Annotated in this window: 26 protein-coding genes; 1 reads left to right on the top strand and 25 read right to left on the bottom strand. The window is 65.0% G+C overall.

What is annotated here, in order from left to right; all coding sequences use genetic code 11:
- Positions 1-3: 3 nt before the first annotated feature.
- The 18 genes from nuoI to ndhC all read right to left on the bottom strand — a co-directional run bounded on the left by nuoI (position 4) and on the right by ndhC (position 12,092).
- Positions 4-489, bottom strand: a complete 486-nt coding sequence (gene nuoI / locus ABS767_RS15255) for an NADH-quinone oxidoreductase subunit NuoI (protein ID WP_408079889.1) — start codon at positions 487-489, stop codon at positions 4-6.
- A complete protein-coding gene (locus tag ABS767_RS15250; RefSeq protein ID WP_408079887.1) occupies positions 486-659 on the bottom strand; it encodes a hypothetical protein in 174 nt (57 codons plus the stop codon). The genes nuoI and ABS767_RS15250 overlap by 4 nt, the downstream gene beginning before the upstream one ends.
- 2 nt (positions 660-661) lie before the next feature.
- Positions 662-1,708, bottom strand: a complete 1,047-nt coding sequence (gene nuoH / locus ABS767_RS15245) for an NADH-quinone oxidoreductase subunit NuoH (protein ID WP_408079885.1) — start codon at positions 1,706-1,708, stop codon at positions 662-664.
- Positions 1,705-1,938 (bottom strand): hypothetical protein, encoded by a 234-nt coding sequence (locus ABS767_RS15240; RefSeq protein WP_408079883.1) that lies wholly within the window; start codon positions 1,936-1,938, stop codon positions 1,705-1,707. Before ABS767_RS15240 ends, nuoH begins: the two co-directional genes overlap by 4 nt.
- A 14-nt stretch (positions 1,939-1,952) precedes the next feature.
- Positions 1,953-3,959 carry an NADH-quinone oxidoreductase subunit NuoG gene (gene nuoG, locus ABS767_RS15235; protein ID WP_408079881.1) on the bottom strand — a complete coding sequence of 669 codons (2,007 nt, stop codon included), beginning with the start codon at positions 3,957-3,959 and terminating at the stop codon, positions 1,953-1,955.
- On the bottom strand, positions 3,959-4,747 hold the full coding sequence (locus ABS767_RS15230; protein ID WP_408079879.1) for a hypothetical protein: 789 nt from the start codon (positions 4,745-4,747) through the stop codon (positions 3,959-3,961). The genes nuoG and ABS767_RS15230 overlap by 1 nt, the downstream gene beginning before the upstream one ends.
- Entirely contained in the window at positions 4,683-5,258 is a 576-nt protein-coding gene (locus ABS767_RS15225; RefSeq protein ID WP_408079877.1) for a hypothetical protein, read from the bottom strand. The genes ABS767_RS15230 and ABS767_RS15225 overlap by 65 nt, the downstream gene beginning before the upstream one ends.
- A complete protein-coding gene (locus ABS767_RS15220) occupies positions 5,255-5,959 on the bottom strand; it encodes a hypothetical protein (protein WP_408079875.1) in 705 nt (234 codons plus the stop codon). The genes ABS767_RS15225 and ABS767_RS15220 overlap by 4 nt, the downstream gene beginning before the upstream one ends.
- Positions 5,956-7,260, bottom strand: coding sequence for an NADH-quinone oxidoreductase subunit NuoF (gene nuoF / locus ABS767_RS15215; protein ID WP_408079873.1), 1,305 nt, complete (start codon positions 7,258-7,260; stop codon positions 5,956-5,958). Before nuoF ends, ABS767_RS15220 begins: the two co-directional genes overlap by 4 nt.
- Before the next feature lies 1 nt (position 7,261).
- Positions 7,262-7,432 (bottom strand): hypothetical protein, encoded by a 171-nt coding sequence (locus ABS767_RS15210; protein ID WP_156442874.1) that lies wholly within the window; start codon positions 7,430-7,432, stop codon positions 7,262-7,264.
- Positions 7,429-7,611: a hypothetical protein gene (locus ABS767_RS15205; protein WP_408079871.1), complete on the bottom strand. Its 183-nt coding sequence runs from the start codon at positions 7,609-7,611 to the stop codon at positions 7,429-7,431. The genes ABS767_RS15210 and ABS767_RS15205 overlap by 4 nt, the downstream gene beginning before the upstream one ends.
- Positions 7,611-8,279, bottom strand: coding sequence for a complex I 24 kDa subunit family protein (locus ABS767_RS15200; RefSeq protein ID WP_408079869.1), 669 nt, complete (start codon positions 8,277-8,279; stop codon positions 7,611-7,613). The genes ABS767_RS15205 and ABS767_RS15200 overlap by 1 nt, the downstream gene beginning before the upstream one ends.
- Entirely contained in the window at positions 8,279-8,647 is a 369-nt protein-coding gene (locus tag ABS767_RS15195) for a nuclear transport factor 2 family protein (protein ID WP_408079867.1), read from the bottom strand. Before ABS767_RS15195 ends, ABS767_RS15200 begins: the two co-directional genes overlap by 1 nt.
- On the bottom strand, positions 8,640-8,882 hold the full coding sequence (locus ABS767_RS15190) for a hypothetical protein (RefSeq protein WP_408079865.1): 243 nt from the start codon (positions 8,880-8,882) through the stop codon (positions 8,640-8,642). Before ABS767_RS15190 ends, ABS767_RS15195 begins: the two co-directional genes overlap by 8 nt.
- A complete protein-coding gene (locus ABS767_RS15185; protein ID WP_408079863.1) occupies positions 8,879-10,114 on the bottom strand; it encodes an NADH-quinone oxidoreductase subunit D in 1,236 nt (411 codons plus the stop codon). Before ABS767_RS15185 ends, ABS767_RS15190 begins: the two co-directional genes overlap by 4 nt.
- A gap of 117 nt (positions 10,115-10,231) precedes the next feature.
- Positions 10,232-11,143: an NADH-quinone oxidoreductase subunit C gene (locus ABS767_RS15180; RefSeq protein WP_408079861.1), complete on the bottom strand. Its 912-nt coding sequence runs from the start codon at positions 11,141-11,143 to the stop codon at positions 10,232-10,234.
- Complete coding sequence (locus ABS767_RS15175; protein ID WP_408080733.1) at positions 11,140-11,670, bottom strand: NuoB/complex I 20 kDa subunit family protein; 531 nt, start codon at positions 11,668-11,670, stop codon at positions 11,140-11,142. The genes ABS767_RS15180 and ABS767_RS15175 overlap by 4 nt, the downstream gene beginning before the upstream one ends.
- Before the next feature lie 47 nt (positions 11,671-11,717).
- Entirely contained in the window at positions 11,718-12,092 is a 375-nt protein-coding gene (gene ndhC, locus ABS767_RS15170) for an NADH-quinone oxidoreductase subunit A (RefSeq protein ID WP_408079859.1), read from the bottom strand.
- 181 nt (positions 12,093-12,273) lie between these two features.
- Here ndhC and ABS767_RS15165 point away from each other — a divergent pair, with 181 nt between their 5' ends.
- A complete protein-coding gene (locus ABS767_RS15165) occupies positions 12,274-12,780 on the top strand; it encodes a YbjN domain-containing protein (protein WP_408079857.1) in 507 nt (168 codons plus the stop codon).
- Positions 12,781-12,796: 16 nt separating this feature from the next.
- Here the strand turns inward: ABS767_RS15165 and ABS767_RS15160 are convergent, their stop codons facing one another.
- From ABS767_RS15160 to ABS767_RS15130, 7 genes are all read right to left on the bottom strand, one after another.
- Positions 12,797-13,612, bottom strand: coding sequence for an inositol monophosphatase family protein (locus ABS767_RS15160; RefSeq protein ID WP_408079855.1), 816 nt, complete (start codon positions 13,610-13,612; stop codon positions 12,797-12,799).
- 123 nt (positions 13,613-13,735) lie between these two features.
- Entirely contained in the window at positions 13,736-14,299 is a 564-nt protein-coding gene (efp, locus tag ABS767_RS15155) for an elongation factor P (protein ID WP_257846149.1), read from the bottom strand.
- A 40-nt stretch (positions 14,300-14,339) separates the two neighbouring features.
- Positions 14,340-14,963 (bottom strand): M23 family metallopeptidase, encoded by a 624-nt coding sequence (locus ABS767_RS15150; RefSeq protein ID WP_408079852.1) that lies wholly within the window; start codon positions 14,961-14,963, stop codon positions 14,340-14,342.
- Positions 14,960-15,934, bottom strand: a complete 975-nt coding sequence (locus tag ABS767_RS15145; RefSeq protein ID WP_408079850.1) for a L,D-transpeptidase family protein — start codon at positions 15,932-15,934, stop codon at positions 14,960-14,962. The genes ABS767_RS15150 and ABS767_RS15145 overlap by 4 nt, the downstream gene beginning before the upstream one ends.
- Positions 15,935-16,042: 108 nt before the next feature.
- Positions 16,043-16,729: a thiamine phosphate synthase gene (thiE, locus tag ABS767_RS15140; protein WP_408079849.1), complete on the bottom strand. Its 687-nt coding sequence runs from the start codon at positions 16,727-16,729 to the stop codon at positions 16,043-16,045.
- Positions 16,719-17,237 (bottom strand): hypothetical protein, encoded by a 519-nt coding sequence (locus tag ABS767_RS15135; protein ID WP_408079848.1) that lies wholly within the window; start codon positions 17,235-17,237, stop codon positions 16,719-16,721. Before ABS767_RS15135 ends, thiE begins: the two co-directional genes overlap by 11 nt.
- The gene (locus ABS767_RS15130) at positions 17,234-18,136 is read right to left on the bottom strand and encodes a fructose bisphosphate aldolase (protein WP_408079846.1); all 903 of its coding nucleotides are present in this window, start codon (positions 18,134-18,136) and stop codon (positions 17,234-17,236) included. The genes ABS767_RS15135 and ABS767_RS15130 overlap by 4 nt, the downstream gene beginning before the upstream one ends.
- Between the last annotated feature and the right edge of the window lie 97 nt (positions 18,137-18,233).

The following is an 18,233-nucleotide window of genomic DNA, read 5'->3' as shown; positions in this document are numbered from 1 at the left end:
CGCTTAACGATAGGGTGCATCGGCGGCAAGGTTCGCGGCGATCGCGCGCTCCCAGCGGTCGCCGTTCGCGAGCAGCTTTTCCTTGCTGTAGATCAGCTCCTCACGCGTTTCGGTCGCGAATTCGAAGTTCGGCCCCTCGACGATCGCATCGACCGGGCAAGCCTCGGCGCACAGGCCGCAATAGATGCACTTGGTCATGTCGATGTCGTAGCGCGTGGTGCGGCGGCTGCCGTCGTCGCGCGGCTCGGCCTCGATCGTGATCGCCAGCGCCGGGCAGATCGCCTCGCACAGCTTGCACGCGATGCAGCGCTCTTCGCCATTGGGATAGCGACGCAGCGCGTGCTCGCCGCGGAAGCGGGGCGAGATCGGGTTCTTCTCGTAGGGATAGTTGATCGTCGCCTTGGGCTTGAAGAAATACTTCAGCGTGAGGGCATGCGCCTTCACGAATTCCCACAGGGTGAACGAACGGACGAGTTGGGCGACGCTCATGGGATCAACACCGCAAGAATGAGATAGGTCAGGACCGGAAACACGATCAGCGAAGCGAGGTAGAAATACAGCGAGTAACGCATCCACTTCCACTGATATGGAAGCTGCTCGGCGGCACGCTTGTTGGCGGCACGCTGGTGGATGAAGTCAGCTGCGGACCACGTCGCCATCATCACAGGCCCACCCGCTGGATCATCAGCCAGCCCGACACCGCGAACACGAAGAACAGCGACAGCGGCAGGAAGATCTTCCAGCCCAGGCGCATCAGCTGGTCATAGCGGTAGCGCGGGACGGTCGCCTTGATCCACGAGAAGATGAAGAAGAAGACGAGGATCTTGATGAACAGCCAGATGATGCCCGGCACCGCATAGAGCGGCGCCCAGTCGATCGGGGGCAGGTAGCCGCCCCAGAACAGCACCGCGTTGAGCGTGCACATCAGGATCACGTTGGCATATTCGCCCAGCCAGTAGAGCGCGAACGCCATCGACGAATATTCGGTCTGGTAGCCCGCGACCAGCTCGCTCTCCGCCTCGGTCAAGTCGAACGGCGCGCGCGCGGTTTCGGCGAGGGCGGAGATCAGGAACACCACCGCCATCGGGAACAGCAGCGGGTTGAAGCCGAAGCCGTTGAAGATGCCGAGCACATGCCCCTGCTGCGCATTGACGATGCCCGACAGGTTGAACGTCCCCGCCCACAGCACCACCGCGATCAGCACGAAGCCGATCGAGACTTCGTAACTGACCATCTGCGCCGCCGCGCGGATCGCCGAGTAGAAGGGATATTTGGAGTTCGACGCCCAGCCGGCGAGGATCACGCCATACACGCCCAGCGACGACGCCGCGAGGATGTAGAGCAGGCCGACATTGATGTTCGACAGCACCACGCCCGCCTGGAACGGGATCACCGCCCACACGATCAGCGCGACGGTGAAGGTGATGATCGGCGCGAGCAGGAACAGTCCCTTGTTCGCGCTCGACGGGATGATGGTTTCCTGAAGGAAGACCTTGAGACCGTCCGCGAACGACTGAAGCAGGCCGAGCGGGCCGACGACGTTCGGACCGCGGCGCAGCGCCATCGCCGCCCAGATCTTGCGATCGGCATAGATGATCATGGCGACGGCCAGCATCAGCGGCAGCGCGATCAGCAGGATACCGGCGATCGTCGCGACGAACCACGCCCATTCGAAGGATATGCCGAGGGATTGGAAGAAAGCGGTCATGCGGACTTTCCGCCCTTGCTAAGGTCGAGATAGCGATCGATCCGCCACAGCAGCGCGGCGCCGAAAAATGGCAGCGTTGCACTGGTAAGCGCCGTCGCAACTTGTGCCAGAAAACCGCCGAGGCCGGGCAACACGGAGAAGGCGTGCGGCCGGGACAGGACGAGGATCAAGCTCGCGATCACCGTGAGGATTGCGAGTGCGAACAGAATAACCGCCGCGCCGCGCATCATGTTCTGGTACAAGCTCATTCCGCCGCCTCCGCGAAATCCTGCCCGTGCACCAGCTCCGCCGAGCAGCGCTGCATCGTCGGCGATGCGCGGCAGATGGCGTTGGTCAGATAGAAGTCGGCGATCGGATAAGCGACCTCCCCTTCCCCCTTGGCGTCGAGCGCCGGCGGGTTCCAGTCGAAGCTGGCGAGCCCTTCGCTGCCCAGCGCCGGCACTTCGGCGGCCATCGCCGCGCGCAGTTCGCCGAAGCTGTCGAACGGCAGCGTCTTGCCCAGCACTTCGGACAGCGCGCGCAGGATCGTCCAGTCCTCACGCGCGTCGCCGGGGGCCGAAACCGCCTTCTCGCTGCGCTGGACCCGGCCTTCGAGGTTGACATAGGTGCCGTGCTTTTCGGCATAGCTCGCGCCCGGCAGGATCACGTCCGCCGCATGCGCGCCCTTGTCGCCATGATGGCCGATATAGACGTTGAAGCTATTGGCGAAGGCCGAGAAATCCACCTCGTCCGCGCCGAGGAAGAAGGTCAGCTTGGGCTGCGCCGCGACGATGTCGGCGATGCCGCCCTGCGACGCGAAGCCGAGCATCAGGCCGCCCATGCGGCTGGCCGCCATGTGCAGGACGTTGAAGCCGTTCCAGCCTTCACGCACCAGGTTCAGCTTCTTCGCCAGCGCGAGCGCCGCGCCATGCCCGTTCTTGAGCGCCGCGCCGCCGACGATCACCATCGGGCGCGCCGCATCCTTGAACGCATCCGCCGCCGCCTTGGGCAGCTTGCCGAGCAGCGACAGGTCATTGCCGAGCCAGCTCGTCTTGTAGGTCAGGTCGGTTTCCGGCCCGATCGCGAAGACCTTGGCGCCCTTCTTGATCGCCTTGCGCACGCGGGTGTTCACAAGCGGCGCTTCCCAGCGCAGATTGGTGCCAACGAGCAGGATCGCGTCGGCGCTCTCGACGCCCGCGATCGTGGTGTTGAAGTTCACCGCGCTCATCGACGTGGCATCATAGGCCATGCCGGTCTGGCGCCCCTCCAGCAGGTCCGATCCGAACGACTGGACCAGCTTCTTGGCGGCGAAGATCGTCTCGCAATCGAGCAGGTCGCCATGGATCGCGGCGACCTTGTCGCCCGCGCCCTTCGCCGCAACGGCGATGGCGGCGAACGCCTCGTCCCAGCTCGCTTCGACCAGCTTGCCGTCCTTGCGGACATAGGGCTTGTCGAGGCGACGATAGCTGAGCCCGTCGACATGGTGGCGCGTCTTGTCGTGCGCCCATTCCTCGTTCACGTCTTCGTTGATGCGCGGCAGGACGCGCAGCACGCCGCGCCCGCGGCTGTCGATGCGGATATTGGTGCCGACCGCATCCATCACGTCGATCGCCAGCGTCTTGCGCAGCTCCCACGGGCGCGCCTCGAACGCATAGGGCTTCGACGTGAGCGCGCCGACCGGACACAGGTCGACGACATTGCCGCTCAGCTCGCTCGTCACCGCCTGCTCGAGATAGGAGGTGATCTGCATGTTCTCGCCGCGATAGATCGCGCCGATTTCCTCGACGCCCGCAACCTCTTCGGCAAAGCGGACGCAGCGGGTGCACTGGATGCAACGGGTCATCACCGTCTTGACGATGGGACCCATGTACTTCTCGGTCACCGCGCGCTTGTTCTCGGTATAGCGCGAATGGCCGCGGCCATAGGCGATAGACTGGTCCTGCAGGTCGCACTCGCCGCCCTGATCGCAGATCGGGCAATCGAGCGGGTGGTTGATCAGCAGAAACTCCATCACGCCTTCGCGCGCGGCCTTGACCATCGCGCTGTCGGTGCGGACTTCCTGCCCATCGCCTGCGGGCAGCGCGCACGACGCCTGCGGCTTGGGCGGCCCGGGCTTCACCTCGACCAGGCACATCCGGCAATTGCCGGCGATGCTCAGCCGCTCATGATAGCAGAAGCGCGGGATTTCCTTGCCGGCAGCCTCGCACGCCTGCAGCACGGTGGCGCCTGCGGGGACTTCGACTTCGATCCCGTCTACGGTCAGTTTGGGCATTACGACGCAACCTTGTCGCTCGGACCATTGATCCGGTGAAAATAGGCTTCGGCGAAACTCGCACGAAGAACCACGAGATTGGCGCGAACCGTGGCGCCGTTGATCAGGCAGGAGCCGAGCACCTGGGCGATCGCCTGAACGGCCGCCTGCTCCTCGCTCGACGTCGGCTTGGTACGCAAAAGATCGAGCACCAACCCGGGCTGTGTTTCGACGAGACACGTCGCCATTGTGTCGACCGATACCGGCCGCCCGGTCATCGCGTACCACGGCCGGTCATAGCCCTCCGCGATCGGCAGAGCCACAGGGGTTTCGGCCTTTTTCGCAAGAAAGCCGCCCTTGCGCAACGATGCTTCGGCAAGCGATCCGCGCTGCAATGCCCGGCTCGATCCGACGGCGAAACTGTCCGCCCAGGCATCTGCAAAGCCGACATAGTCGCAATCGACCATGCGGAACACTTCCTCGGCTGCCTTCGCTTCTTCTTCCAGATCGAGGGCCATCAGCCAGCGAAGCACGGTGCGATCGCGTTTGAACACGATGCAGCTCGCAAATTTATGCTGCGCGCGAATAGCCTCGTCCGCACTGCCCTTTTGTCCGGGCTGGGTACGGCTACCGAGACGCGATCCGGTCGGCGCGTCCTGGGCAACGGCGGGAAACGCCGTAGCGGCGGCAACGAGCAGAGAACACAAACCGACAATGCGCAGAAAACTCATCGTATCGCCTTCCTCACGCCGGCCAGAGATCGGGGATCTTGCTGACCACGTCGCGATAGAGCGCGCGGGCGATCCCATCGCGCAGGTCCGCGCGACTGGCGGTCAGCGACGCGCCCGCATCGACACAGGCGGGAACCAGCGGCAGCAACGCGTCGAGCGCCTTGCCCTCGCTGCGCGTGCCCTTGCGGCTGCGGACCAGCTTGACCGCGCCCTGAAGATCGCGTGCGACGACGCAGCGACCGATCGCATCGGCGGCGGGCCAGCCGGCGGTTTCGCGCCGCAGCCCTTCCGCCTTGACCTGGGTCAACGACGCTGCGGGCAGCGCGCGAAACGGGTATTTGGCATAGTCGGTACGCAACAGGTGCGACGCCATGTCGGCGACCAGCACATCTAACCCCGCCCCGTCGGTCGCCGCGCCGCATGCCGTCAGCACCGGGCGGACGCGATCGAGCGCGGGCGAAAGCTCGGACGAACCCGGCACGACCTTCATCAGCGCGCGCGCCGCATCGCCACCACGTGCAAGCACGCAGGCGACGGGATCAGCCGGAGACGCCGCGAGCGCCATCGATGACAATATGAGCGCCATCATGAGTTGGTCTCCCCTGCCGATCGATACAGCGCTTCCGCCAGCAACCCGGTCAGCACCGGACGCGACACCGTGAACTGCTGACCGGCTCCAAGACAGTTTGCCATCCGGTTATTCATAGCCTGAAATGCGTCGAGCGACGCCTTACTCCCTGCGGGCGACAACACCACAAGACGCGCTTCGTTCGAAGCCGAGCGCGCAACGCAGTTCGCAAACCGATATGCGGCGGCAAACCACTGCTGACGTGCCAATGGAGCATCAGTGCCATCCACCGATACGGGAGGAGCGTCACCGATACCAGGATCACGCGTCGCAAACTGCGCCCGATACAATGCAACGAACAGCGCACCTCTCAGCGGCGGCACGCCGGTCTGACCGATTGGAACCGCGCCTTTTCGACCCTGTGGCTCGCACCGATGCTTCAACAGCGCGGCTATCGCCTGATCGGAACGCTTCAGGTTGAGGAATTGCGAAGCTGCGACGACATCTGCCGTTCGCTTCTGACGCAGACATTCGAAAACGCCGACCAAATACTCCTGAGCACGATCATCCGCCAAAGGTTGCGCGGCCTCGACCTTGCCGACAGCCCCACGCGGCGGAAGTTCTGGCAGGGTCGTACTGTCGAGCGGAGGAGGCGACGGCATAAAGCCGCCCGGCTCCTGCGCCATCCCGGCCAGAGATATCAAGGCGATCGAAAGGATCACTCGGCCGCTTCCTGCATCGGTTCCAGTCCGCCGCCCTGCTTCTCGAGGATGCGGCGCTCCATCTCGGGGCGGAAATGCTTGATCAGGCCCTGGATCGGCCAGGCCGCCGCGTCGCCGAGCGCGCAGATGGTGTGGCCTTCGATCTGTTTGGTGACGTTGAACAGCGTGTCGATCTCGCTGATGTCGGCGTCACCGGTGCGCATCCGCTCCATTACGCGCCACATCCAGCCGGTGCCTTCGCGGCACGGGGTACACTGGCCGCAACTCTCATGCTTGTAGAAATAGCTGATCCGGCTGATCGCTGCGACGATGTCGGTGGACTTGTCCATCACGATCACCGCCGCAGTGCCGAGGCCCGAGCCGAGCGCCTTGAGCCCGTCGAAGTCCATCGGGGCGTCCATGATCTCCGCCGCCGGGACGAGCGGAACCGACGAACCGCCCGGGATCACCGCGAGCAGATTGTCCCACCCGCCGCGGATGCCGCCGCAATGCTTTTCGATCAGCTCGCGGAACGGGATCGACATGCTTTCCTCGACCACGCACGGCTTCTCGACATGGCCGCTGATCTGGAACAGCTTGGTGCCCTTGTTGTTCTCGCGCCCGAAGCTGGCGAACCATTCGGGCGAGCGGCGCAGAATCGTGGGCGCGACCGCGATCGATTCGACGTTGTTGACCGTAGTCGGGCAGCCATAGAGGCCCGCACCCGCCGGGAAGGGCGGCTTGAGGCGCGGCTGGCCCTTCTTGCCCTCCAGGCTCTCGATCATCGCGGTTTCTTCGCCGCAGATATAGGCGCCCGCGCCGCGATGGCAGAAGACGTCGAAATCATAGCCCGAGCCGCAGGCATTCTTGCCCAGCAGGCCCTTGGCATAGGCCTCCTCGATCGCCGCGAACAGCGTCTGCGCCTCGCGGATATATTCGCCGCGAATGTAGATATAGGCCGCACGTGCACGCATCGCGAAGCCCGCGACCAGCGCGCCTTCGAGCAGCAGGTGCGGATCGTGGCGAATGATCTCGCGGTCCTTGCACGAACCGGGTTCGGATTCGTCGGCATTGATGACCAGGAAGCTCGGCCGCTCGGGCGTCGGATTCTTGGGCATGAAGCTCCACTTCATGCCGGTCGGGAAACCCGCCCCGCCGCGCCCGCGCAGGCCCGACGCCTTGATCTTCTCGATGATCGAGTCGGGGCCAAGGTCGAGCAGCGCCTTGGTATTGTCCCACGCGCCGCGCTTGATCGCAGCGTCCAGGGTCCACGGCTGGTAGCCGTAGAGATTGGTGAAAATCCGGTCCTTGTCGCTAAGCATGTTAGCGCGGTCCCCCGATACGCTTGTTGTCCTTGACCGCGAGGTAGATCGCGACGCCCGCGCCGATGACGAGCAGCGGGACGAACAGCTTCGCGGCGAGTTTCAGCGCCCAGATCGCGACGACGATGCCACCGATGATGGCGAGGATCGTGAAGATCGTGTTCTTGCTCATGCCTTGTGCTCCGGATCAGAGGCGGTGGACTCGCTCGACGGCAACAGGCGCATCGCGCCAAACAGGATCGCGAGGATCAGCCATACGACCCAATTCCCGCCCTGCACGAACTTCAGGATCGCGAGCAGGAGGAAGACGATGCCGATGACCGGCAGGCCTTTGCGGACGGGTTCAGGCATCACCATTCCCCCCGATAGTCGTGGTTCTCGGACACCATCGCGGTCAGCGTCGTCGGCCCGCCCAGCGGCTCGACGGTGTGGCGGCCCGGCTCCTGCGTGCCAGCCTTGGGGCTCTCGCCCCGCGCCAGCGCGTCGAGGATCGCGGCGGTGCGATCATAGTCGAGGTCTTCGAAATTATCGTCGTTGATCTGGACCATCGGCGCCGACGCGCAATTGCCCATGCACTCGACCTCGGTCAGCGTGAACAGGCCGTCGGGCGTGGTCTTGCCCTTGGCCATGCCGCGGTTCTTGCACGCGGCGAACACCTCGTCCGATCCGCGCAGCCAGCACGGCGTCGTGCCGCATACCTGCACATGATATTTGCCGACCGGGTGCATGTTGAACATCGTGTAGAAGGTCGCGACCTCCAGCACGCGGATCACCGCCATGTCGAGCTCCCGCGCGACGAATTCGATCACCGGGATCGGCAGCCACCCCTGCGTATCCGTCTCCGCCCCGACCTGACGCTGGGCGAGGTCGAGATAGGGGATGGTGCAGCTCATCTGCCGCCCCTCGGGATAGCGCGCACGGATGGTCGCGGCCTTGGCGGCGTTCTCCGGCGTCCAGGCGAAATTGCCCCAACGTGCGCGGAGTTCCGGCGTGTCTTCGATTGCGTTTGCGTCGGCCATTAGCGGATGAACTCCACGCGGCTCACTCGGTCGCCGCTGAAGGTGTAGATGGACATGACCTCGAACTGCTCGCCATCGGGCGCGCGCGAGACATTTTCGTGGAGCAGCACCGTCTCCCCCAGCTCATAGCTGGTCAGGATGTCGGCGCGGTTGTGCGGAAACTGGGCGAACATCGCCTTAAGCCCCGTGCGGATGCCTTCCTTGCCTTCACGCAGCACCGCGCCGCGATAGCCCGCTTCACAGGCATCGTCGGTCATCAGCGCCACATAGGCGTCGGCATCCTGCGCGTTGTAATGCGCGATCATTGCGTGCGCGGTGGCGATGCGGGTGCTCACGGGGGCGTCCTGAAGGGTGAGGGCGTCAGCCATGGTTCGCCCCCGGACTCTTCGCCGCACCACGCAAACGAGCGACCGAAATGCCGAGCTTCGTCGCCAGCACCAGATAATAAAGAACGGCAGCACCGAGGATGATCGCAATGGCGCCCATCACGAGATCGCCCCACGGATCTCCAAACATCGAATAACCCGCGTAGATCGCGAGGATTATGATCGGCATCGCCAGTGTGAGCACGACCGACAGCCCAAGATCGCGAAGCAACCTCACCGGTCGCACTCCCCGAACACGATATCCATCGCGCCCAGAATCGCGGTGATGTCCGCCAGCATGTGGCCGCGCGACATGAAGTCCATCGCCTGCAAATGGCTGAACGCGGTCGGGCGGATCTTGCAGCGGTACGGCTTGTTGCTGCCGTCGCTGACCATGTAGATGCCGAACTCGCCCTTGGGGCTTTCGGTCGCGACGTACACCTCGCCGGCGGGGACGTGGAAGCCCTCGGTGTACAGCTTGAAGTGATGGATCAGCGCTTCCATCGACTGTTTCATCTCGGCGCGCTTGGGCGGCACCACCTTGCGATCGAGCGACGCGATCGGGCCCGACGGCATTTCGTTGAGGCACTGCTTCATGATGCGCGCGGACTGATACACCTCCTCGACGCGGACCATGAAGCGGTCATAGCAGTCGCCGCGCGTGCCGACCGGGATCTCGAAATCCATGCGGTCGTACACGTCATAGGGCTGCGACTTGCGCAGGTCCCACGGAATGCCCGCCGCGCGGATCATCGGACCGGAAAAGCCCCATTTCACCGCGTCGTCGCGGTTGACGATGGCGATGTCGACGTTGCGCTGTTTGAAGATGCGGTTTTCCGCGACCAGGCTGATCGCGTCGCCGAACAGCGTGGGCAGGCGCGTGTCGAGCCAGTCGGCGATATCGGTCAGCAGCTTGAGCGGCACGTCCTGATGGACGCCGCCGGGGCGCAGGTAATTGTGGTGCATGCGCGCGCCCGACATGCGCTCGAAGAAGTTGAGGCAATCCTCGCGCAGCTCGAACATCCACAGGTTCGGCGTCATCGCGCCGACGTCCATGACGTGCGCGCCGAGGTTGAGCATGTGGTTGCAGATGCGGGTCAGCTCGGCGAAGAACACGCGCAGATATTGCGCGCGCACCGGTACCTCGAGGTCGAGCAGCTTTTCGACCGCGAGCACGAAGCTGTGCTCCATCGCCAGCGGCGAGCAATAGTCGAGGCGATCCATGTACGGGAGCGCCTGGGTATAGGTCTTGTACTCGATCAGCTTTTCGGTGCCGCGGTGGAGCAGGCCTACATGCGGGTCGATCCGCTCGATAATCTCGCCGTCGAGTTCGGTGACGAGGCGCAGCACGCCGTGCGCCGCGGGGTGCTGCGGGCCGAAGTTGATCGTGTAGTTGGCGATTTCGGTGTCGCCGACGCTGGGATCGGCGGCGTCGGTGCGACCGGCGATTTCTTCGAGATACTCAGACATTCATACCTCCCAACCCGTTCAGGCTGAGCTTGTCGAAGCCCCGTCCTTCACTTTGGACGGCGGAAAAGAAAGAACGGCCCTTCGACAAGCTCAGGGCGAGCGGGAGAAGGGAGCGCATCACTCCTCCCCCTTCGGCTTGCGCGGCGCGCGCGGCTTGCGGGGCTGTTTGGCATCGGCCTGTGGCACGTCGGGATCGGCCGGCTCGGCGCCCGCCTCCGGCGTTGCCTTGCCGATACCGGTATCCTTGACGCTGTCGGTCGTCTTGGGCTTGCGGACGCGCGCCTTGACCGGCTTCACCGAATCATCGGCTTCCTTCACCGCTTCCGCGCTAGCGGGCGTCGGGGCGCCCTTCGCCTCGGGGGCGGCGGGCTTTTCCTCGGCCTTTGGAGCCGGAGCAGCAGGTGCAGGCTGAGCGGGCGCCTTTTCGTCGCCCGGCAGGATATATTCGGCGCCCTCCCACGGGCTCATGAAGTCGAAATTGCGGAAGTCCTGCGCCAGCTGCACCGGCTCATAGACCACGCGCTTCTCCGCTTCCGAATAGCGCAGCTCGACGAAGCCGGAGAGCGGGAAGTCCTTGCGCTGCGGGTGGCCGCGAAAGCCATAGTCGGTGAGAATGCGGCGCAGGTCCTCATTCCCCTCGAACAGCACGCCATACATGTCGTACACTTCGCGCTCGAGCCAGCCGGCGACCGGCCAGATCGACGTCACCGACGGCACCGGCTGCACCTCGTCCGTCGTCACGCGCACGCGGATGCGGTGGTTGCGGGTGTAGCTGAGCAGCATGTAGCAGACGTCGAACCGCTCGGCGCGCTCGGGATAGTCGACCCCGGCGATCTCCATCAGCGCCTGATATTGCAGCATTGCGCCGTCGCGCAGCGCGATCATCGCCTGCGGCAGGCGCGCGCGATCGACGGTCAGGTTCACCTCGCCGACCAGATCGGTCGCCTCGATCAGCATGTCGCCCAGCGCCGCCTGCGCCGCCGCGATCACGCCGTCATTGGCGGCGTATTTCGGAGCCGGCGCCCTCACCGCGTCACCGTGCCGATGCGGCGGATCTTCCGCTGGAGCTGCATCACGCCGTAGAGCAGCGCCTCGGCGGTCGGCGGACAGCCGGGGACGTAGATGTCGACGGGCACGATCCGGTCACAGCCGCGCACGACGCTGTAGCTATAGTGATAATAGCCGCCGCCATTGGCGCAGCTGCCCATCGAAATGACGTATTTCGGCTCCGACATCTGGTCGTAGACGCGGCGCAGCGCCGGGGCCATCTTGTTGCACAGCGTGCCCGCGACGATCATCACGTCGGACTGGCGCGGCGATGCGCGCGGCGCGGCGCCGAACCGCTCCATGTCATAGCGCGGCATGTTGACGTGGATCATCTCGACCGCGCAGCAGGCGAGGCCGAAGGTCATCCACCACAGCGAGCCGGTGCGTGCCCACTGGAACAGCTCTTCGGTCGAGGTGACGAGAAAGCCCTTATCGCCCAGCTCGCCATTCAGGTCGTTGAAGAACGCTGCATCTGGCTGGACCACCGCACCGGTTGTGGGCGCCGCCATCGGCTGTCCCTGTGCGTTCAGGATCGGAGAAGTCTGGTTCACGATACTCATTCCCAATCCAGCGCGCCGACCTTCCACGCATAAGCGAGGCCAAGGCCGAGTTCGCCGATGAAGATCATCATCGAAATCCACGCGGCCCAGCCCAGATCGAACACCGACACCGCCCACGGGAAGAGAAAGGCAGCCTCGAGGTCGAAGATGATGAACAGGATCGCGACGAGGTAGAAGCGCACGTCGAACTGACTGCGCGAATCCTCGAACGCGGGGAAGCCGCATTCATATTCGGTGAGCTTTTCCGGCGTCGGCTGATGCGCGCCGGTGAAGCGGGCCGCGATCATGGGCAGGAAGACAAAGGCGCTCGACAGCACCAGCGCCACCCCCAGGAACAGCAGGATCGGCAGATATTCGATAAGGTCGACCAAGACGGCCCCTCGCGGTTGCGGAATCTAGGGGTCGCTTTAGGCCGATGGCAGGGGGGCATCAAGGGCGGAAACCCGTGAGAATCACTCGCAACAAATAGTGCTTAGCCCAAGCGTTCGGGCGATTGCCGACGGCGATCCGCCCTACTAACCTCGTGCCGGATTCAAACGGGGGACTCCATCGATGCTACGCACTTTCGCGCTTGCCGCGACCCTGGCCCTGACGACGGTTGCCACGACGTCTCCGGCGATCGCCCAGAACGTTACCGCCGACCCCAAGGTGATTTCCGCGATCCTGCGCGAGCAGAATTTCTGGGCAACGATCGAAGCGGACAAGCAGGGCGATCCGCTGATTGAGGCCACGTTCGAGCAGGGGACCAAGTTCAGGATCTATTTCTACGGGTGCGAGAAGAATGCGAACTGCACCTCGATCCAGTTCGTCGCCGCCTTCACCGACACCAAGGCGGGCGCGGCCGAGATGGTCAAATGGAACACCGAATATCGCTTCGCCCGCGCCTATCTCGATTCGGATGGCGACGCCGTGATCGAGATGGACCTGAACCTCGACGAAGGCGGGATCAGCCGGGCGCTATTCGTCGATAACCTCGACCTGTGGGACGCGATCCTGGGCCACTACAGCGACCTGCTGTACCCGGAAGAAGCGAAAGATCCCGCGCCGGCGAAGATCTGAGGTCGGCGCTGCGCGACTAGCGCAGCGACCCTGCCAGCAGCTTGTGCAGCTTCGAATGTAGCCCGTCATTGGCGGCGAGGATTTCCCCCTTGGCCTGTGCATTGTCCGTGCCGCGGAAATCGGTGACGAAGCCGCCTGCTTCCTTGACCAGCAGGATTCCGGCTGCCGTATCCCACGGCTTGAGGCCGCTTTCCCAGAAGCCGTCATAGCGACCCGCCGCGACCCAGGCGAGGTCGAGCGCCGCCGAGCCGAAGCGGCGGATGCCGGCGACTTCGGGCGCGATCGCGCCGAAGATGCGGCTCCATTCGGCGAAATTGCCATGGCCCAGGAACGGGATGCCGGTCGCGATCAGCGCATCGGCCAGGTCGCGGCGCGACGAGACGCGCAGCCGCTGGTCCTGCACCCACGCGCCGCGGCCCTTTTCGGCCCAGAAGCTCTCGTCGGTCAGCGGCTGATAGACATAGCCGTGCGTGATCTCGGGCTTGCCCTGGCTGCCGTGCGGATCCTCGACCGCGATCGACATGCAGAAATGCGGGATCCCATGGAGGAAGTTGGTCGTGCCGTCGAGCGGATCGATGATCCAGCGCGGCTTGTCCGGATCGCCCGCGATTGCCCCACGCTCCTCGACCAGGAAGCCCCAGTCCGGCCGCGCCTTGCGCAGCTCCTCGATCAGCGTGTCCTCGGCGCGCTTGTCGGCCATCGACACGAAGTCCGCCGGCCCCTTGCGGCTGACCTGCAACTGCTGGACCTCGTTGAAGTCGCGCCGCAGCCGCGGCCCCGCCTTGCGCGCGGCACGCTCGATGACGGTGATGAGGCCGGAATGGGAAACCATGTTACTTCCTAAACTTCATTGTGGCCCCGCACGGGCAAAGCCCGCGCGTCGGTCGAGCTGCGCTCGCCGGCCGGGCCGGCGGATCGGGCAAATAGCTGCGCTATTTGACTCGTCCGCTCGGCCTCAATCCGCGCGGCGGACGTAGGTCTGCTCGTACACGTCAACGACGATGCGGGTGCCGCTCGCGATGTGTGGCGGGACCATGATGCGCACGCCATTGTCGAGAATCGCGGGTTTGTAGGACGACGATGCCGTCTGGCCCTTTACCACCGCGTCCGCCTCGACGATCGTCGCTTCGATCGTGTCGGGCAGCTGGACGCTGATCGCTTCCTCGTCATACAGCTCCATGACGACGTCCATGCCGTCCTGCAGGAAGGCGGCGGCGTCGCCGAGCAGGTCGCGCGGCAGCGTCACCTGGTCATAGGTTTCCTTGTCCATGAAGACGAGGCCATCGCCCTCGGGGTAGAGGAACTGGAAATCCTTGGTGTCGAGACGCACGCGCTCGACCGTCTCGGCCGAGCGGAAGCGGACGTTGTTCTTGCGGCCGTCGCGCAGGTTCTTGAGCTCGACCTGCATATAGGCGCCGCCCTTGCCCGGCTGGGTGTGCTGGATCTTCACCGCGCGCCAGATGCCGTTTTCATATTCGATGATGTTGCCGGGACGGATGTCCACGCCGCTGATCTTCATGGGGATCGCCTACAGTGCTGAGAAAGAACAGGCGCGGCCCTTAGCCGCCCGCGCGCGATCCGGCAAGCAGGGGATAGGGATCGACCGGGGTGCCCTGGTGCCAGCGCTCGCCCGGTGCCATCCGCGCGACGCCGAAATGCAGGTGATAATTGCCCGCGCCGGCATTGCCGGTGTCGCCGACATAGCCCAGCGTCTCACCCCGGCGCAGGTCGCGGCCCTCGGCGATGCCGGGGGCATAGGCGGCGAGGTGCGCGTAATAGTAGATCCACTTGCCGTCGATCGAGCGCTGATAGAGCGTGACCCCGCCCCCGCCGTTCGAATAGAACAGCTTTTCCACGCGCCCGTCCGCGGCGGCGATCACCGGGGTATTGGCGGGCGCCATAATGTCGAGGCCCTGATGCGCGCGCATGCCCTCGCCGCGCGGATCTCCCCAGTTGCTACGCAACGCCGATGGCGCGATGCCGACGACCGGGATGCCGAGCGGGCCCGAAACCGACGCGGCGGGCCCGGCGAGGGCCTGATCGGTGGGGGCGGATCGCGGAACCGGCGCTGGCTGGCCGTTTGCGGTCGGGGGATCGACCACGCGAATCGTCGCTGCGAGAAAGACGAAGGCGGCGAGTGCGCACCCCGCCATCACCCACAGCACCACCCGCACTGTGCTCATTCCTGAAAGATCACCGGCGTGCCAGGGGCGACCATCAACGCGACGCGCGCAGCATCCCAGTTGGTCAGGCGGATGCACCCATGGCTTTCGGTGCGGCCGATCGTGTGCGGCTCGGGGGTGCCGTGGATGCCGTAATGCTCCTTGCTCAGATCGATCCACACCACGCCGACCGGGCTGTTGGGGCCGGGCGGGAGCAACGCGTCTGGCTTCTTGTCGCTGACGTCCCAGAACAGCTTCGGATTATAGTGAAATTCCGGGTTGGTCGCCACGCCGTTCACCTTCCAGCTGCCGATCGGCAGGGGGTCGCGGGTGCTGCCGACGGTCACGTTGAACTGCGCGGCCAGCTTCCCGTCCTGACCGAACACCCGCAGGACCTTGTCCGACTTGTCGACCACGACCCGGTTCGCCTTTGGCTGGTTCGCATCGACGTTCAGATCGTTGAGCGTCTTGCGCCATTCCGGCTTCAGATCGGCCGGATAATCCCGCGACCCGGGGATTGCATTGGGGAATTCGACCGGAACCCCGGGCGCCAGGCGCGTGTCGGGGCTGTTGAGCTCGATCAGGACTTCGGGGGTCGTGTGGAACATCTCCGCCAGCTTCTCGAGCGCGGTTCGATAGCCCATCGACTTGAGTTTCGCCTGCGCCGCCACATCCTTGGGCCATGGCCGAACGAACGGGCCCGACAGCGCGTCGGCGGTCAGCCGCAGCGTCCGCGTGGGCCGGATCGAGCGATATTGATGCAGCGCCTGCAGCGTGCGCGTGTCGGGCTTGCCGGTGACGGGAAGGCCGCGCGACAGCTGGAACCCCTTCAACGCGGAGGCGAGCGACGCCCCGTCGCGTCCGTCCAGCGGACCTGGCGGGAAGCCCAGCCGGTCGAGGATCACCTGGACGTGGAGCAAATCGCGCGACAGGCCGGGCTTGGCCGGCTTGGCAGCTGGCGCCGCCGCGTTCTGCGCATGAACCGCGGCCACCCCACCACCTGCGATTACGGTGGCTCCGATCAATCCAGCTATCAATTTACGCACACACACTCTCCATCCGTTTCAGAAGAAGAACGATGCAAGCGCAACCGGGTTGCCTCAGCCGTTCAGCACCTCCGCGAAGGCGCGAACGGCGCCCCCCTCGTCGCCTCCCCACACGGCGCCCGACACGGCAAGGAAATCCGCGCCCGCCGCCACCAGCGGTGCGGCATTGTCCGGCGTGATCCCGCCAATGGCGACGCAAGGGATTTCGAACACCGTGGTCCACCACGACAGGATCGCCGGGTCGGGGCGATGGCGCGTTTCCTTGGTGCTGGTGGGATAGAAGGCGCCGAACGCGACATAGTCCGCCCCGCCCTCGCCCGCTTCCATCGCAAGATGGCGGCTATCGTGGCAGGTCACGCCGATCTGCGCCGCCGGGCCGAGGATCGAGCGCGCCTCGCGCGGGTCGCCATCGCCCTGCCCCAGATGCACGCCATCGGCGCCGAGACGCTTGGCCAGGCTGATGCTGTCGTTGACGATGAACGCCACTTCCCGGTCGGCACAGATGCGCAGCAGCGGCTCGGCCAGCCGCGCGGCTTCGTGCTGGTCGACGTCCTTCACGCGGAACTGGAACGCGGCGACCGGCCCGGCATCGAGCGCGCAGGCTAGCCGATCCGGAAACGCGCCGGTGACGTCGAGCGGCGAGATCAGGTAGAGCTGGCAGGGTGGGCGGCTGTCGTCGCGCTTGAACTGCGCAGCGAATTCGGGGCCGAGCGGCGGGAGGTCGTTGTCGTCATCGATCATGGCCGTGGCCTAGCGCTTCAATCGCCGCGACGAAAGCGTCGGGATCATCGAGACGGTGGGCGATTGCGCTGATCGGGCGCCCCTCCGAAAGCGGTGCATTCAGCGCGACCACGACGTTGGGATGGGAAAGCAGCGACAGTCGCAGCACCGAGCGATCGCGGCGGATCGCGGGGTCGATCGCGGTTCGCACCCCGGCGATCGCCGCCGTCGGGACGCGGATCGAGCGGATCGTGCCAACGCGCATCCACAGTCCGTCGGCGTCGAGCAGCACCGGACGTCGAGGCATTTGGCGCAGTTGCCAGACCATCCAGCCGAGCCCGGCCAGGGTCACGACGGACAAAGCCAGCGCCGCAGTCCCGCTCCACAGCAAAGCGACGAGCAGATGGACGACCCCGAGCTCGACCAGCGAAATCGCCATCAGCGCCCACAGCATCGGCGCGACGCCGCGATGATAGAAGAAGCGAAGCGCGTTCCCATCATCGTCGGGCGTCGGCGCCGTGTCGGTCACACGGCCGCCCGCTTACGCGTCGACGCGCTGTGGATGTCATGGATTGCGCCGGCGAGCGAGGCGTCGAATTCGGCGTCGCCCATGCCGTGGCGCAGATCCTCGAGCAGTGCGCGACTGAAGCTGGCGATCATGCCGCGGTTCTTCGCCAGCTCGGCACAGGCTTCGGGACGGGCGTAGCCGCCGGACAAAGCGACAACGCGCAGCACCTTCGGATGGTCGACCAGCGGATCGAACAGGCCGGCCTCGGCGGGGATCGAGAGCTTGAGCATGACCTGCTGCCCCTCGGGCAGGTCGTCGAGCGCCTTGAGGATCTCGTCGCGCAGGATCGCGTCGGCCTGCGCGCGCTCGGGCGACTTGATGTTCACCTCGGGCTCGATGATCGGCATCATCCCGTGGGAGATGACCTGCGCGCCGATCTCGAACTGCTGCCTGACCACCGCGGCAATACCCTCGGCATTGGCGAGGTTGACAACCGAGCGTTCCTTGGTGCCGAACACGCCGAGGCCCTTGGCCTTGGTCAGCAGTGCGTCGAGATCGGGCATCGGTTTCATCAGCTGGACGCCGTTCGCCTCGTCCTCCAGCCCCTTGTCGATCTTGATGAAGGGAACGACGCCGCGCTCGATCAGCGCCTGCGGGGTCGGCTTGCCGTCGACCTGCCCGTCCATCGTGCGTTCGAACAGGATCGCGCCGATCACCTTCTCGCCGGTGAAGCAGGGCGAGGTGATGATGCGGCTGCGCATCTGATGGATGAGGCCGAACATCTCTTCGTCGGTCGACCAGGCATCGTCCGAAACACCATAGCCCTTGAGCGCCTTTGGGGTCGAACCGCCCGACTGGTCGAGCGCGGCGATGAAGCCGTTTCCTTCGGCGATCTTGGCGGTCATTTCGGCGGTGTTCATGGCTGACATCCCTGTTCCGACACGTTGTTGCGCGGCCTATTGCAGTGCGGCAAGCGGCTGAAAAGCCTGACAACGCTGGCCAATCGATCGAAAAATG

The sequence above is a fragment of the Sphingomonas plantiphila genome (assembly GCF_046000505.1).
GTDB lineage: Bacteria > Pseudomonadota > Alphaproteobacteria > Sphingomonadales > Sphingomonadaceae > Sphingomonas > Sphingomonas plantiphila.
The sequence above is the reverse complement of the archived record's forward strand: the minus strand, read 5'-3'. Positions and strand labels throughout refer to the sequence as shown.

Excerpts from the sequence above, each read along its gene's own strand:
- nuoI (WP_408079889.1), bottom strand. The coding sequence starts at position 489 with ATGAGCGTCGCCCAACTCGTCCGTTCGTTCACCCTGTGGGAATTCGTG.
- ABS767_RS15250 (WP_408079887.1), bottom strand. The coding sequence starts at position 659 with ATGGCGACGTGGTCCGCAGCTGACTTCATCCACCAGCGTGCCGCCAAC.
- nuoH (WP_408079885.1), bottom strand. The coding sequence starts at position 1,708 with ATGACCGCTTTCTTCCAATCCCTCGGCATATCCTTCGAATGGGCGTGG.
- ABS767_RS15240 (WP_408079883.1), bottom strand. The coding sequence starts at position 1,938 with ATGATGCGCGGCGCGGCGGTTATTCTGTTCGCACTCGCAATCCTCACG.
- nuoG (WP_408079881.1), bottom strand. The coding sequence starts at position 3,959 with ATGCCCAAACTGACCGTAGACGGGATCGAAGTCGAAGTCCCCGCAGGC.
- ABS767_RS15230 (WP_408079879.1), bottom strand. The coding sequence starts at position 4,747 with ATGGGATCGCCCGCGCGCTCTATCGCGACGTGGTCAGCAAGATCCCCG.
- ABS767_RS15225 (WP_408079877.1), bottom strand. The coding sequence starts at position 5,258 with ATGATGGCGCTCATATTGTCATCGATGGCGCTCGCGGCGTCTCCGGCT.
- nuoF (WP_408079873.1), bottom strand. The coding sequence starts at position 7,260 with ATGCTTAGCGACAAGGACCGGATTTTCACCAATCTCTACGGCTACCAG.
- ABS767_RS15210 (WP_156442874.1), bottom strand. The coding sequence starts at position 7,432 with ATGAGCAAGAACACGATCTTCACGATCCTCGCCATCATCGGTGGCATC.
- ABS767_RS15205 (WP_408079871.1), bottom strand. The coding sequence starts at position 7,611 with ATGCCTGAACCCGTCCGCAAAGGCCTGCCGGTCATCGGCATCGTCTTC.
- ABS767_RS15200 (WP_408079869.1), bottom strand. The coding sequence starts at position 8,279 with ATGGCCGACGCAAACGCAATCGAAGACACGCCGGAACTCCGCGCACGT.
- ABS767_RS15195 (WP_408079867.1), bottom strand. The coding sequence starts at position 8,647 with ATGGCTGACGCCCTCACCCTTCAGGACGCCCCCGTGAGCACCCGCATC.
- ABS767_RS15185 (WP_408079863.1), bottom strand. The coding sequence starts at position 10,114 with ATGTCTGAGTATCTCGAAGAAATCGCCGGTCGCACCGACGCCGCCGAT.
- ABS767_RS15175 (WP_408080733.1), bottom strand. The coding sequence starts at position 11,670 with ATGGCGGCGCCCACAACCGGTGCGGTGGTCCAGCCAGATGCAGCGTTC.
- ABS767_RS15165 (WP_408079857.1), top strand. The coding sequence starts at position 12,274 with ATGCTACGCACTTTCGCGCTTGCCGCGACCCTGGCCCTGACGACGGTT.
- ABS767_RS15160 (WP_408079855.1), bottom strand. The coding sequence starts at position 13,612 with ATGGTTTCCCATTCCGGCCTCATCACCGTCATCGAGCGTGCCGCGCGC.
- efp (WP_257846149.1), bottom strand. The coding sequence starts at position 14,299 with ATGAAGATCAGCGGCGTGGACATCCGTCCCGGCAACATCATCGAATAT.
- ABS767_RS15150 (WP_408079852.1), bottom strand. The coding sequence starts at position 14,963 with ATGAGCACAGTGCGGGTGGTGCTGTGGGTGATGGCGGGGTGCGCACTC.
- thiE (WP_408079849.1), bottom strand. The coding sequence starts at position 16,729 with ATGATCGATGACGACAACGACCTCCCGCCGCTCGGCCCCGAATTCGCT.
- ABS767_RS15130 (WP_408079846.1), bottom strand. The coding sequence starts at position 18,136 with ATGAACACCGCCGAAATGACCGCCAAGATCGCCGAAGGAAACGGCTTC.